Consider the following 11,838-nt stretch of genomic DNA (forward strand, 5'->3'; position numbering starts at 1 on the left):
AATTATTTTATTTGCGTAAATCGAGGTGTAGAATAGTCCTAACCGTTACTAACGGATTTAGAATTTTCATTATATTCATTTGTCTCTTTCTGTGATTCATCATGAACAATGAAGAAATTGCGGTAACAGCTAAGACACTTATAATATCTTATATTGCGGACGAAAGGTGACAAAAATACTTTAATAATAAAGGGTCTGCTTATCCTAACTCCACTCAGTTTATTTCCACAGCTTGGGCATTTGTTCGTGTTGGTTTTTCGAATCAAATAATATAAGACAATAAAAATTTGGCACGAAATTAGTAGGCTTACTCCTGCGAGTAAGTAAGGGGTTAAAAAAAAACTATACATTTTGTTGGTGTGTTAGTAATAATTAGAACATCTTGTGTTCGTCTAATTAGGTTGTAAATAAAAATACTGATAAAAAATAAAAAAAATATCAATACATTTTCCTTTACACGCTTTACAATCAACTAGATAGCAGTAATGAATGGTGCTTGAAACTATTGGTTAAAGTATGTAAGGATGTATTTTATGAAAATTGTTTATTATATCGCTAAATTATATAAAATAAATAAAAATACAACGGATACGTTGTATAATTTTCTTGTTTTCTCTCATTCCTTTACTCTTAAATGAAAAAAGAGGATTTCTTAAATAAACTTGGTGTTAGAATAAGGGAGATTAGAAAGGAAAAGTCAATCACCCAGACACAACTTGCCCATTCGGTTGGGAAGGATCAACAATCTATTCAGCGACTTGAAGCTGGAAATATTAATCCAACGTTATACTATCTTTTTGAAATATCTGAAGGTTTAGGAATTTCTTTGGAACGAATTATTATTAATATTGACAAATAGTTTACGTAAAACCATACTATTAGGAAGGGCAAATATTCTTAAATTATTTTTGTTTTTATAATTCAAACAAATCTTGTTCAATCCAACAGGTATAGCGTATATGTTAATATACTTTGTACCTGTCTTTGGGCAACAGTATTAAGTCTTAATACACCCCAATTACTTGAAGATACCCGTAAAGGTAATTATAAAACGAAGGGACATCTAATCATATCTTAGCAAGATATGATTAGATATTATCCATAATTAGTCTAAAGTGAGATAACACAATTCACAGAAGTGAAAAATAAATCATCTAGTGCTAAACTTTGATAAATGAAGCTATGCCTATGTCTTGAACAAGCCATTCATCTGGTTTAAATGACATTCCAAAATTTTAGGTGATTAGCAATGGCGTACATAAAAACACAGATGGCATGACTTCTCAAAGCCATGCCATCTGTAAATAAAGATATTTATCGTTCAAACTACACCTTCTCTCGAATCTGGTAATCAGTAGTCTTCTCCGAGTTTCTTGTCATTAATTCACCAATAAAACCCGCCACAAACAACTGCACACCTATGATGATGGAAACCAATGCCATGAAGAAAAGGGGATTGTCGGTTACGTTTCTGAATTTTAGGTGGTTAGCAATAGCATAGACCTTATCGCCAATCAAATAAACAGTAATAAAACTACCAATCATAAAGAACAAAATACCAAACCCACCAAAAAGGTGCATGGGTCTTTTGCCAAACTTCTGAACAAAAGTAATTGATAGTAAATCTAAGAAACCATATAGAAACCTTTCAATACCAAATTTGGTCGTTCCATACTTTCTAGATTGATGTTGCACTACTTTCTCTCCGATTTTATCATAACCATTCCATTTTGCCTGTACAGGAATATAGCGGTGCATTTCGCCATAAAGCGTGATAGATTTAATTACTTCGTTTTTATAAGCTTTTAGCCCGCAATTAAAATCATTCAAATATACACCCGACATCGAGCGAGTAGCCGCATTGTATAGTTTTGTAGGAATGGTTTTAGTAATAGGGTCAAAACGTTTTTGTTTCCAGCCCGAGACTAAATCGTAATTATCTTCTGTAATCATGCGATATAGCTCAGGGATTTCCTCAGGACTATCCTGTAAATCAGCATCCATTGTGATGACTACTCTACCAGAAGCTTCTTTAAAACCAACATGCAAAGCCGCCGATTTTCCGTAGTTTCTACTAAAGGAAATACCTTTTACAAAACTGTTGTGCTCAGACAAACCCTTTATAACTTGCCAAGAATTATCACGACTTCCATCATTTACAAAAATGATTTCATAGCTAAAATGATGTTCTTTCATCACTTTTTCTATCCAATTGCAAAGTTCAGGTAATGATTCTTCTTCGTTATATAGCGGAATAATAACAGAAATATCTAACATATTGTGAATACGATTTCGGGATAACTAACGGAATGTTCTCCGTTGTATTTCTAAAAAATTAAATAATACGCTTTTAGCAGCGTTTCAAATTGAGCAGTATAGCTTTCGTCAAGATTACGAATAATTAATTCTTCTTGGGCAAGCTCTTTTTTAGCAAGCCCAAAGGTCGTAATAATTCTTAATATTTTCGATTCCTTTCTATGTCTTATCAGTAATTTTTTCTGGGGATAAAGTCCTTTCTCTAAAGCCAATATCTCTAAAACACTACTTTCATAGGCAGGAAGTAAAACCACAAATTGACCCGCTGGTGCTAATAATTGAATAACGGATGCTATTAAATCTTCAAAAGAAAGCGTATCAGTATGCAAAGCCATATTCCTTTTTTCTTGTTGAGACTTTAAGTGGTTCTGAAAAAAAGGAGGATTGCTAATAATTAACTCAAAAGATAAACCTTTATTGCGTGCTGTAAAATCCTGAATACTTTGATGAAAAACCGCTATTTGCTCTTTGAAAATACTATCTTGAACATTTTCTAAGGCTTGTTGATACGCATTGTCATCAACCTCCACTGCCGTAATCTTAGCATTCGTTCGTTGTGCCAACATCAATGAAAGTAAGCCCGTACCCGTACCAATATCCAAAATATTTTTAGCTTCCGCTACATCGGTATAAGCTCCTAAAATACAGGCATCAGTGGTTACTTTCATGGCAGTATTTTGGTGGTGAACCGTAAATTGTTTAAACTGAAAGCCGTTTATACTTTTTGACATTGAATATTGTGGATAATTTGCATCTTTGAAACAGTTTCAAAATTACAATAAATTAAGTACTGATATTAGTCATTATGCTTTTAAAGTATTGAAGCTGTTTAAGCTTTCCCTTTCGGATTAAACTAAGTCTTTTAGAATAGCTTGTTCCAAAATTTTCTCAACGTAGCGATGCTATACTTCGTAAATTTTGAAAAAATCAATTCAAAAATACAATACTTTCACCTCAGAAATGGAAAGTTTAAACTGCTTCATTGATTTAATATCACTAAAAATCATTCTCATGAAGTCTATTCTTATCATTTTCCTTGCTTGCTTAGGGTTACTCAATCATGCTTTTGCCCAAAATCAAGAAGAAAACATCGTCTTAAAACAACCCAAAGGCGTTTTAGATGGAACATTGTTGTTACCCCAAAACACAAAGAAAAAAATACCAGTCGTATTAATCATCGCAGGTTCAGGGCCTACGGATAGAAATGGCAACAGTATACTAAATATAAAAGCCAATTCTTACCAGTTTTTAGCAGAAGGTTTAGCCAATAATGGAATTGCGTCGCTTCGGTATGACAAAAGAGGCGTAGGCAAAAGTATGGGTGCCATGATGAAAGAAAGTGATTTAACCTTTGAAACCTATATACAGGATGCTGAACAGTGGATTGATACATTAAAGAAAAGTAATCGTTTTTCGAAAATAATTGTCTTGGGCCATTCAGAAGGTTCTTTAATAGGGATGGTCGCATCACAGCGATTAACCGTAGATGGTTATATTTCTGTGGCTGGGCCTGCCAGAGGAATAGATGATATCATCATTGAACAAACAGAAAAACAAACTTTGCCAGATTCTGTTAAAAATGAAGTGAAGAGAGATTTTTCTGTGTTAAAAAGCGGACAGAAGCTACCAAAATTGATGCAGGTTTTCTATATCTTTTCACTTTTTAGACCCAGTATTCAACCTTATATGATTTCTTGGTTGAAATATGTACCTTCTGAGGAAATTAAAAAAATAAAAGCAAAGACACTTATCATACAAGGAACAACAGATATTCAGGTAGAGGAAAAAGAAGCAAAGCTATTGGCAGAAGCTAATCCGAAAGCCAAGTTGTTAATTCTTGCGGGTATGAACCATACTTTAAAAGATGCACCTATGGATAGAGAAGAGAATTTGAAAACATACAGCAATCCAGATTTACCACTTTCAAAAGGTTTAGTAGAAGGGATTGTAGAATTTGTGAAGAAATGATAAATTAGAGAAAACTTATTCATCAACATATATATATGAAACAACGCTTACTTTCTTTGGATGTATTTCGTGGAATGACGGTCGCCATGATGATTCTTGTCAATAACCCAGGCGATTGGGGACATATTTATGCACCACTAGAACACGCCGAATGGAATGGCTGTACCCCCACAGACTTAGTCTTTCCCTTTTTTCTGTTTATTGTAGGCGTCTCCATCTCATTTGCCTTTCAAGGAAAAACAGCCGACCGTAAAACGATTCTAAAGATTATTGAAAGAAGTGCCAAGCTTTTCGGATTAGGGCTTTTTCTTTCACTTTTTCCAAAATTTGATTTTTCAGTAGTCAGAATTCCCGGTGTTTTACAAAGAATAGCTTTGGTGTTTTTAATAAGCTCTATTGTATTTTTAACCACTAAAAATAGAACGCAACAAATCATCTTTGCGTCGCTACTGATAGGCTATTGGTTACTGATGACCTTCGTACCTGTGCCTGATGCTGGTGCAGCCAACCTAGAACCAGAACATAACCTAGGGGCGTATTTAGACAGACTAATTTTGGGTGTTCCTCATTTATACAAGGCCGTAAAGGTGTGGGACCCTGAAGGAATATTAAGCACAATTCCCGCTATTGCCAATGGACTAGCTGGCGTATTAGTAGGTACTTGGTTGCAAAGAAAAGATAAAGAAGTAACCGAGAAGTTGATGTATGTCTATTTCTACGCAAGTATTTCTTTAGCGCTAGCATGGGCTTGGGATGCCGCAGGTTTTCCGATTAACAAGTCGCTCTGGACAAGTTCTTATGCCCTTTGGACGATTGGCTTGGCGATGATTTTTCTGGCTAGCTTTTACTGGTTGATAGATGTCAAAAAATATACTTTCTGGACAACACCTTTTGTGGTATATGGTGTCAATGCTATCACAGTGTTCTTTTTATCAGGCTTAATTCCACGCATCATGAACATGATAAAAATAGCGATGCCCGATGGCGAAAAGGTAAGCTCCATTACGTGGCTGTATAAATCATTCATAGTTCCTTTTTTTAGTGAACCAAAAAATGCTTCTTTGGCAGGAGCAATCACTTTTGTACTGATTTGGTTGGGAATCTTGTGGATTATGTACGAGAAGAAAATGATAGTGAAAGTATAAATAGAAGCATCCGAGGAGAAATCAAAAACTAAGGATTAAGACTAGCAATAACCTAAATTACCCCAAGTTCAGTACAAAAGTGTTGTATGTTTACAATACGGTAGAAAATTAAGTTGAGCAAAATACTCTAATTTTCTACCGTCTTTTAATTAATAGTCAGTATTAAATAAACGATTCACAATTCATCACTCACAATTTACAACTCCTACTAAAGTACTACAACAGAGTTTTCGTCGTAAGAAACACCATTTGGAACAAATTTATCTGCTTCTGCATCATTCAACCAAATGTCGTTATCAACTAAATAGCGGAAGGCAAATTCTTTGCCTACTTCTAATTCAACTGATGCTTTAAATGTACCATCTTTTTGTTTTTTCAAAGCTGTAGGATTCCATTCGTTAAAATCACCTAATACACTTACTTGTTTTGCACCATTTACAGTTTCTGCTGGAAGAGCAAAAGTTACTTTACAAACTGGTTTACTTTTTGAATACTGTTTCGTTAAAGCCATAATCGTAATTGGGTTTTAAGATTAATATTTTTATTTTATGAAATAATTCAGGTCGATACTTTGATGTTATTATTACCAAAGTTAACACAAATATTCAAAAAAATATTTTATAATATCCTAACTACCAAATGATTAAAATATAATAAAGTTGAAATAATTATATTTTAACAATACTTTTTACTAAAACAAATTTTATTTTCTTATATCTCCTAAGTATTAGCACTTACTTTATTGGTCAAGCTGAAAAACAATTGGTAACGTAAATTTTACAGTAACATTTCTACCCGACTGTTTACCAGGATTCCAGCGTGGCATAAGTTTTATTACTCTCTGGGCTTCTTCATCACATCCAAACCCTAAGCCTTTCAGAATATCAATGTTTGAAATGTTTCCATCTTTACCAACCACAAACTGTACATATACTTTACCACCAATACCAGCATCTGAGGCATTTCGAGGATAGCGTAAGTTCTTCTGAAGAAATTTAGCCAAGGCAGCGTTTCCTCCTGCATATTCTGGCATTACTTCAACAGATAAAAATTCTGTTTCTACTTCAGCTTTTACTTCTACAGGGGCAGTACCTTCACCAGTTTTAAATTTGTCAGGGTCATCTACAGGTATTTCACCTGTATCTCCATCTTGCGTTACTGAACCAATCTTAGCATCTGTATTATTAAGTGTTTCTTGATCAGGAGGGAGTTCTGTTACTTTATCGTCTTCTACGATTACAGGGGCCATGAAAGCAATTGTTTTGTGTACAACTGTTTTTTCGGGTGGAGGAGGCGTTTGTTCTGGCTCAATAGGGATATCTTTAGGTGGTTCTGAAAGTTGGCAAGCAATAACATCTGCTATCACTTCAGTTCTTTCTTCATGCTTAATATTAGCTAAAATCATAGGGGCAGCTATCGCTAAACAAAATAATCCAATACCAATACCAAGTGCAATTTTGATTGATTTATGGTATCCAGTGCGTAAAAGATAAGCACCATAAGCTTTGTTGCGGTTTTGGAAAACAATGTCTTCCAATGTTTCGTCTTCTTCGTGTAATACTGTTTGATTTTCCATGATTGTTTGTGTTTGGATGTTAAACTAATTTTTTAGTTGATTTGATTTTTAAAAAACCTCAACACTAGATTGAGGTTTTTTAGATATTTACTTTTTCTTAGATGTTATCACAATCACGCCATTTTTACCCCTTTCACCGTATTTCATAACAGCTTGTTTCTCTTCAAGAATTTCTATTTGTTCTATCTGATTAGGAGCAAGCTTTTCAAAGATACTCCTTGAAATTTCTTTTCCATCTAATGTATATAGGAAAGCTAGCCTGTTTTGAACATTACTTTGTTCTTCTTCAAACATTTCAAAAGTAATAGGAATAGTTAATCGGCTTCTTACAGCTTTTTCAGATTGATAAGCAGGTTTCCAATTAGGCATGTCTGTTATTAATCTTATCGATTTTTCATTAATTGTATCAGAAATACTTTTTAACATTTTAAGCTCTGAAATTGAGCCGTCTGTGTTTACTATAAATTGCAAATAGATTTTTCCTACGAAGTTTAGTGTAGATAGTTTAACCGTTAAATTACGTTGTAAGTATTTCGCAAAAGCACTCATTCCTCCTGGAAATTCTGCCGGTTGTTCTACCGCCGTAAATATTTCTGTACTGTCATTTTCAAATGCAGAAATGCCTTGACGACTTCTTGGTATCCTATCTTCTATTTTGAAGATAGGAATGTTGGCAAAAGTCGTGGTATTAACCACAATGATTAATATAAATAGGAGTAGATATAACCCATGTCTTAATACCATACTAATAATCAGCCAAACTCTTTAAACGATACGATATATAGTTCTACTCACTACTTTTTCTTAGAGGTTATCACAATTACCCCATTTTTGGCTTTTTCGCCGTATTTTTCAGTGGCAGTTTTGTCTTTTAAAACGTCTATTTTTTCAATAGTATTAGGGTCTATTTCATTAATAGCAGATATTTCTTTACCATTTAAAATATAAAGAGGAGCAGGTTTGATAGTAGATGTACCTCCGTCTTCTTTAGCTAAAGTAAGAGAAATACCATTCGTTTTCCCTTTCAACTGAACAGTACCTTGTCCTTTATTAGATAATGTAATAGTAGGATTCTCATGTTCACTGTTTAATGCAAAATGGATTGGAACTGTAAATTTACTATTTACTTTTTTACCTGATTGTTCCCCTGCTTCCCATTTAGGAACACTTTTCAGAACTCTGACGGCTTCTTCATCCATGCCATAACCAGCAGATTTAAGAATCTCAAAATTTGAAGTTGAGCCATCTTGGTTAACAGTAAACTGTACATATACTTTGCCTGTGGCATTTGCTTTTTTAGCAGCTTCAGGGTATTTTAAATTATTCTGAAGGTATTTTGCAAAAGCTATCATTCCGCCGGGAAATTCAGCTTGTTGTTCAACCGCGGTAAACACCTGATTGGTATCTGTTTTAAACTCCTTATCTTTTTTGAGCTCTTTTGCTAAAGCCGGACTTATTATTAAAGCATCTGAAACATCAATACCAGACTCTAACAATACTTGTTTAGCAGATTTTGTTGGTGGAGTATCGAGTTTGATTTTTTCAATCTCTTTTAAATCCTGTTTGCTTACTTCAGCAATTTTATCATCAATCTTAGTGATAGATTTACTAGCCAAAGTAGCTGATGAAACTACTATCATTGCCATAAATAAGGGTGCCGTCAAACCATATTTTAATAATGCTGTGCTAGTTGAACGTTGTTTTTGTAACATATCAATGCGTAGTTTTAGAAGTGAATTATTGAAAAAATTATTAGTTAAAGGAATCGCTTGAACACCAAATTGTTCCTGAAAAAGTAGCATAGCATAATCAGCTTTGGATGCTTCATGGCGACTAGCCACTTCGTCGGCTATAAATTCATGTATTTGTTTTATTGAACTTTTGTAGAGATACACAATAGGGTTGAACCAGTTGAAAATAGCAATGAGCTCAAACAGCATAATATCGGCAGAGTGTAATTGTCGGATATGAACAAACTCGTGTTTCATAATAGTAGAGCGATTTTTCAACTCTCTACTAACAAATACTACATTGAAAAAAGAGAAGGCTCTTTGATTTTTATCCCCAACAATCTTTCTTTTCATCATTTTGCCTAAGTATGCCAAGTTGCCTGCGAAGCGACAAATGCCCAAAATAATACCTATAATGTAGGAGAGCGCAAGCATATCACCCACTGTTAAGCTACCCTTTGGCATCTTTTGAGTAGGAATGTAAAAAACCTCTGGTGAATAAAATGTACTAAAGGTTTGTGATACTTGCTCGGTAACGAACCAGCCTCTTACCCATTCCGACTGCATCAACGGTATAAAAAAGGCCAATGCAGCCGATGCCACCAAGTAGCCTCGATTGAGGTTGAAAAATGTCTCTGTTTTTAATAATAATCGATAGAAACCGTAAAAAAGTACTAAATACAGATTTACTTGAAGGAGATAGCTTAGCCAATTCATAGCGATACATTTTGGTTTTCGGATAGCTTAATGATTAAAGAGATTGTTGCAATTATTTAATACTCAATAGTTTTTCGTCTTCAGATGTAATATTAACGATGGCATATCGTCTATTATTAGTGATTTTCATTTCATCTAATAAATCAATCATGTTTCGATATTTTGCTTTATTAGTAGACTTTATTACTACCGTAAAATTGTCTCCAATCTTGCGTTTGTAGTCAAAGAGTACTTGTCTGATTCCTCGGTCAGAAAAATCAGTACTTCTAACTTTTGGGTCACAAGCTAGGCCTTGATAATAAAAAATCCTATTTTGGTCATCTAGTACAACTGTCAAAGATTCTGAACAACGAACCTCCGATTTCTGACCGTCTTGATCAGGCATATTCAATTGCATAACTACTGGCTTAGCGAGGGTAGTGGTTAACATAAAAAAAGTAATGAGTAGAAAACCTAAATCTACCATAGGTGTCATATCAATCTTGGTAGATAATTTATGACTTCTCTTTTTTGAACCATTGTTTTCGGATGCAGATATTTCAGCCATTGTATTAATTGTGTTTTGATTGATAGAACGTTAATTTTCAAAAGTTAAAATTATAAGGTGTAGAATTATCGTGTTTTTGTTTCATCATACTTATCAACTAATATTGTAGAACTCGGTACGTTTAATATTTAATAGATGTATTTTGGAACTTACTTAATGACACTTACTTAAAGCATTTTACTGCCCTTCTTCTTTCATTTTATTAATCATACTCAGAATTTCATCTGCATCTTTTACATCAATTTTCCCTTTTTTAGAAAAGAATGAAAACAAACTAGAAAACGAATTTTCAAAATAGCCTTCTACTAACTTTTCAGTGGCAAACGAGCTATAACTTTCTTTGCTAATAATTGGAAAATACTCGTGTGATTTTCCATAAGAGTTATGACTCACAAACCCTTTTTCTTGTAAAATTCTGATAATGGTTGATACTGTGTTATAAGCTGGCTTAGGTTCTGGCAACTCATCCAAAACGTCTTTAACAAAACCTTTTTCTATCTGCCAAAGTACTTGCATAATTTGTTCTTCAGCTTTGGTTAATTCTCTTTCTACTGATTGCATTTTTTCTATGAATTTATTTATGATAGATACCTCTTTGAATTCTTGATATAAATATAAAACTAATTTTTTAGTTTACAAACTATTTTCTTAGTTTTTGTTAATTTTTTTCAGCAAATGTAAAAAAGAAGCTCTTTTATACAGGAAGGACTTCACCAACTTTCAAGATTTTTAGTGTTTGATTAATTTGTCCTTCGCTTTCCAATTGCGTTAAAATTTTTTCTGGTTCTGATAGGGGCTCATCGGCTTGGTCGAAAGTGCCATAATGAAATGGAACCATTACTTTGGCTTGTGTTTCGTTAAACGCTTGAACAGCATGCTCAGGGTCTTGATGGTTAGGAGACATAAACCAACGTGGCGAATAAGCACCTGCGCCAATCATGGCTACATCAATGTTAGGAAATAAGGTAGCTACTTCTTTAAAATGGCTTCCATAACCAGAGTCTCCACCAAAGTAAATAGTTTTATCGCCACTTTTTATCACAAATGCTCCCCAAAGTCTTTTGTTGGCATCGCCTAAAGAACGATTTGACCAATGTCTGGAAGGTAAGAAATAAAAGGCTAAATCATCATGGGTTTGATATTGCTGATACCAACCAGCTTCTTGGATTTTGTTATTAGGCATCCACTTACTGAGCAAAGAAGTCATTCTTAGACCCGTCAAAACAATTGCTTTTGGATTTTGGCTTTGTAATAATTTCAAACTGCTTTTATCACAATGGTCGTAATGGGCATGAGAAATCAAAATGTAGTCAATCTTGGTAAGTTTTTCTGGGGAAATTGGTAATTCAGAATGGCGTTTTGTAGCAGGTATTTTACCAAGTACAGGGTCAATCAAGATTTGCTTGCCATTCAATCGAATAAAAAACGAAGCATGACCAAGCCAGACAATCATATCTTGTGTGTCCTTCAAAAAAGCATTATCTTTTATGACGGGTAACCGCCAAGTATCTTCTTTTTTGAATTGTTTCTGTGGATTCTTAGTGGTCATCCATTTAAAGACGCTCCCAAATGTAGGAATAAAAGGAAATTCATGGTTCATAAACCGTCCTTCATCGTCGACTGGAGTGCCTTCCCATGAGTCCAGAATGGTTTTTAAATCAGGATTATTTGTACGAGTTTTCATGACTTGTTTTTTTTCAACTTGTGTAAAAAGAATACCCCCGCCAGATTGTGACATCGTAGCGAGGGTAAAAATTTTATGAATGAACTTTCTGCGTTTCATACTTTTCTTCGAAATTCAAGCATAGCCTACAACTTGTTGCTTGATGCTTAAAGCAA

12 protein-coding genes are annotated in these 11,838 nt (G+C 34.1%); 3 read left to right on the forward strand and 9 right to left on the reverse strand.

What is annotated here, in order from left to right:
- The first annotated feature begins 634 nt into the window (after positions 1–634).
- Positions 635–859, forward strand: coding sequence for a helix-turn-helix transcriptional regulator (locus J2Y60_RS04380; RefSeq protein ID WP_309913822.1), 225 nt, complete (start codon positions 635–637; stop codon positions 857–859).
- A gap of 467 nt (positions 860–1,326) precedes the next feature.
- On the opposite strand, the gene J2Y60_RS04385 is transcribed toward J2Y60_RS04380, so the two are convergent.
- Both J2Y60_RS04385 and J2Y60_RS04390 read right to left on the reverse strand, forming a co-directional pair.
- The gene (locus J2Y60_RS04385) at positions 1,327–2,277 is read right to left on the reverse strand and encodes a glycosyltransferase family 2 protein (RefSeq protein ID WP_309913824.1); all 951 of its coding nucleotides are present in this window, start codon (positions 2,275–2,277) and stop codon (positions 1,327–1,329) included.
- A gap of 50 nt (positions 2,278–2,327) precedes the next feature.
- Positions 2,328–3,047, reverse strand: coding sequence for a methyltransferase (locus tag J2Y60_RS04390; RefSeq protein WP_309913827.1), 720 nt, complete (start codon positions 3,045–3,047; stop codon positions 2,328–2,330).
- Between the two features lie 280 nt (positions 3,048–3,327).
- Here J2Y60_RS04390 and J2Y60_RS04395 point away from each other — a divergent pair, with 280 nt between their 5' ends.
- Positions 3,328–4,284 (forward strand): alpha/beta fold hydrolase, encoded by a 957-nt coding sequence (locus J2Y60_RS04395; protein ID WP_309913830.1) that lies wholly within the window; start codon positions 3,328–3,330, stop codon positions 4,282–4,284.
- Between the two features lie 35 nt (positions 4,285–4,319).
- Positions 4,320–5,429 carry a heparan-alpha-glucosaminide N-acetyltransferase domain-containing protein gene (locus J2Y60_RS04400; RefSeq protein WP_309913833.1) on the forward strand — a complete coding sequence of 370 codons (1,110 nt, stop codon included), beginning with the start codon at positions 4,320–4,322 and terminating at the stop codon, positions 5,427–5,429.
- Positions 5,430–5,637: 208 nt separating this feature from the next.
- On the opposite strand, the gene J2Y60_RS04405 is transcribed toward J2Y60_RS04400, so the two are convergent.
- From J2Y60_RS04405 to J2Y60_RS04435, 7 genes are all read right to left on the reverse strand, one after another.
- The gene (locus J2Y60_RS04405; protein WP_309913835.1) at positions 5,638–5,940 is read right to left on the reverse strand and encodes an isoamylase early set domain-containing protein; all 303 of its coding nucleotides are present in this window, start codon (positions 5,938–5,940) and stop codon (positions 5,638–5,640) included.
- A gap of 228 nt (positions 5,941–6,168) precedes the next feature.
- Entirely contained in the window at positions 6,169–7,005 is an 837-nt protein-coding gene (locus tag J2Y60_RS04410) for an energy transducer TonB (RefSeq protein ID WP_309913837.1), read from the reverse strand.
- An 87-nt stretch (positions 7,006–7,092) separates the two neighbouring features.
- Complete coding sequence (locus tag J2Y60_RS04415; RefSeq protein WP_309913840.1) at positions 7,093–7,701, reverse strand: energy transducer TonB; 609 nt, start codon at positions 7,699–7,701, stop codon at positions 7,093–7,095.
- A gap of 98 nt (positions 7,702–7,799) precedes the next feature.
- Entirely contained in the window at positions 7,800–9,452 is a 1,653-nt protein-coding gene (locus J2Y60_RS04420; protein ID WP_309913842.1) for a TonB family protein, read from the reverse strand.
- A 52-nt stretch (positions 9,453–9,504) separates the two neighbouring features.
- Positions 9,505–9,999, reverse strand: coding sequence for a biopolymer transporter ExbD (locus tag J2Y60_RS04425; protein ID WP_309913844.1), 495 nt, complete (start codon positions 9,997–9,999; stop codon positions 9,505–9,507).
- A 177-nt stretch (positions 10,000–10,176) separates the two neighbouring features.
- Complete coding sequence (locus J2Y60_RS04430) at positions 10,177–10,560, reverse strand: BlaI/MecI/CopY family transcriptional regulator (RefSeq protein ID WP_309913847.1); 384 nt, start codon at positions 10,558–10,560, stop codon at positions 10,177–10,179.
- 133 nt (positions 10,561–10,693) lie between these two features.
- Entirely contained in the window at positions 10,694–11,782 is a 1,089-nt protein-coding gene (locus tag J2Y60_RS04435) for an MBL fold metallo-hydrolase (RefSeq protein ID WP_309913852.1), read from the reverse strand.
- Positions 11,783–11,838: the final 56 nt, after the last annotated feature.

This window comes from Arcicella sp. BE140 (assembly GCF_031456255.1).
GTDB classification, from domain to species: domain Bacteria; phylum Bacteroidota; class Bacteroidia; order Cytophagales; family Spirosomataceae; genus Arcicella; species Arcicella aquatica.

Coding starts and splice junctions, on each gene's coding strand:
- J2Y60_RS04400 (WP_309913833.1), top strand. CDS start 4,320: ATGAAACAACGCTTACTTTCTTTGGATGTATTTCGTGGAATGACGGTC.
- J2Y60_RS04380 (WP_309913822.1), top strand. CDS start 635: ATGAAAAAAGAGGATTTCTTAAATAAACTTGGTGTTAGAATAAGGGAG.
- J2Y60_RS04420 (WP_309913842.1), bottom strand. CDS start 9,452: ATGAATTGGCTAAGCTATCTCCTTCAAGTAAATCTGTATTTAGTACTT.
- J2Y60_RS04410 (WP_309913837.1), bottom strand. CDS start 7,005: ATGGAAAATCAAACAGTATTACACGAAGAAGACGAAACATTGGAAGAC.
- J2Y60_RS04435 (WP_309913852.1), bottom strand. CDS start 11,782: ATGAAACGCAGAAAGTTCATTCATAAAATTTTTACCCTCGCTACGATG.
- J2Y60_RS04395 (WP_309913830.1), top strand. CDS start 3,328: ATGAAGTCTATTCTTATCATTTTCCTTGCTTGCTTAGGGTTACTCAAT.
- J2Y60_RS04405 (WP_309913835.1), bottom strand. CDS start 5,940: ATGGCTTTAACGAAACAGTATTCAAAAAGTAAACCAGTTTGTAAAGTA.
- J2Y60_RS04425 (WP_309913844.1), bottom strand. CDS start 9,999: ATGGCTGAAATATCTGCATCCGAAAACAATGGTTCAAAAAAGAGAAGT.
- J2Y60_RS04385 (WP_309913824.1), bottom strand. CDS start 2,277: ATGTTAGATATTTCTGTTATTATTCCGCTATATAACGAAGAAGAATCA.
- J2Y60_RS04430 (WP_309913847.1), bottom strand. CDS start 10,560: ATGCAATCAGTAGAAAGAGAATTAACCAAAGCTGAAGAACAAATTATG.
- J2Y60_RS04390 (WP_309913827.1), bottom strand. CDS start 3,047: ATGTCAAAAAGTATAAACGGCTTTCAGTTTAAACAATTTACGGTTCAC.